The sequence below is a fragment of the Archaeoglobus sp. genome, from assembly GCF_017656475.1.
GTDB lineage: Archaea > Halobacteriota > Archaeoglobi > Archaeoglobales > Archaeoglobaceae > Archaeoglobus.
This window is the reverse complement of sequence record NZ_JACDNT010000088.1, coordinates 1-1,553: the sequence shown is the minus strand read 5'-3', so window position 1 is coordinate 1,553 and position 1,553 is coordinate 1. Positions and strand designations below refer to the sequence as shown.

3 protein-coding genes are annotated in these 1,553 nt (G+C 47.6%); all 3 read right to left on the bottom strand.

Going from position 1 to position 1,553, the window contains the following annotated elements; translation table 11 throughout:
• The coding region (locus H0Z19_RS11970) for a hypothetical protein (RefSeq protein WP_290726931.1) at positions 1-625 on the bottom strand (625 nt) is incomplete at its 3' end.
• A gap of 71 nt (positions 626-696) precedes the next feature.
• Positions 697-1,029 (bottom strand): hypothetical protein, encoded by a 333-nt coding sequence (locus tag H0Z19_RS11965; protein ID WP_290726929.1) that lies wholly within the window; start codon positions 1,027-1,029, stop codon positions 697-699.
• Between the two features lie 32 nt (positions 1,030-1,061).
• A partial coding sequence (locus H0Z19_RS11960; RefSeq protein WP_290726927.1) for a DUF234 domain-containing protein occupies positions 1,062-1,553 on the bottom strand: 492 nt, incomplete at its 5' end.

The window sequence follows — 1,553 nt, the reverse complement described above, 5'->3', positions numbered from 1 at the left end:
ACTTTTCGGCATCTTCAAAGCGCCCCTCCCTCAACAGGTGGGCAGTCCAGAGGTAAAGGCCAAGGGTTTCGAGTTCTCCCCTTTCGGCGAGCTCCTCAGAGCGTTTGAACATATCCTCAACGGCGCTCTGGACAGCTTCCTTAGAATAGCCCGCGTACTTAAGGCCGTTCAGGATGCCGAGGAGCTTCTGGGCTTCGAGGGTGATGTTTTTTGGTGCTGGTTTCTTCTCTTTCGGGAGTTCTGGTTTTTCTTTTCGTTCCCCTTCTCGAAGTCCTGCTAGGAACTTAATCAGATCTTCGTTGTGTACTGCACTTACTAGCATTGGGTTGCTATCGAGGTGATGTGTCTTTACTTTTCCTTGCAGTTCTTCTGCTACTATTTTTTTCGCAAGATCTCTCGCTTTCTTCAGTGCGTATTCCACATCTTCCTCTGTTATTCCCCGTATTCTTGTGGCTGCAAGTAGTTCTGGATATAACTCTTTCGCCATTTTTTCTAGGTTTTCATCTTTCGCGAACTCATCGAAGTCCTTTAGTATCCTTCCTCGGTTCGGCATTTTTGTCTCGTCATTTGCGTATTTATCCTTTATTACGTGCGCTTCTCTTTCTACAGCGAACTTGTCCAACATTTTCCCGGACATTTCTCCGAGAGCGTCTCTCTCTATGCTTCCGCTGGGCGTACCTCTGTGAAGTAGGTGTGTCACAGCCAACTGGAAAAGAAGGTGATACAAGAGAGCGTCTTTGGGCGTTTTCGCAACGCGTGGGATCTGGGTAGTGCGCTGTCCCTCTTTTCTCCACTCACTCTTGAAATATGGTGTGTGTGGTCCATCCCATACATAGTTATTCCGAAATCCGCATTATCTCTGAATTTTTTTATCCTGTGGTGAATTTCTTCATACGCCTGCGCGAGCGTTGCTTCCGGCCAAATCTCCCTGTATATGTATGCTTCAATCTCCTCTTTTCTTTTCTTAAATAATCCTTCCTTTATCCAGCGGATCCTTTTTGTTTTCCCGACTATCGCACCTTTAGCCATTTTGTACCACCACGGTTGTTTACTTGTAGTGCTTAATTACCCCCAATCTTGATTAACTTTTCGAAATCCTCAAGATCCCAGACGAGCCAGCCCTCATTCTTTAACTCCTCTTTCCCCTCAACGCTCTTAGCCACCAGTCTGTAGTTCTTCTCCCAATCGTCCAACCCTACTAACTGGCTCTTCCTCTCCAAGTCCCTCAAAATTCCCCTCGCTTCCCTCTCGCTTAAATCCTTCCACTTCACCTCGACAAGCAAAGCCTTCCTCTCGCGCTCATTGAGAGCGACTAAATCAATCTTCCCACCCTTCCCCCACCACCGGCCGATTTTCGTGAACCTGAAAGGCAGTTTTCCTGCCCTGTTCAGCTTGATTAAAAAGTCCTTTGCAATATTTTCGAAAACCCAGCCGAGATACTCGCTCAGGTTCTCCATCACAAGCTCCACCAGAAAATCGCCCTGTCCAGTCTCTATCAAGTCCACGTTCGGGTGGACGTAGCGGAACCAGAAGGCGAAGTAGGGGTCGGCTAT

Excerpts from the sequence above, each read along its gene's own strand:
- H0Z19_RS11965 (WP_290726929.1), bottom strand. The coding sequence starts at position 1,029 with ATGGCTAAAGGTGCGATAGTCGGGAAAACAAAAAGGATCCGCTGGATA.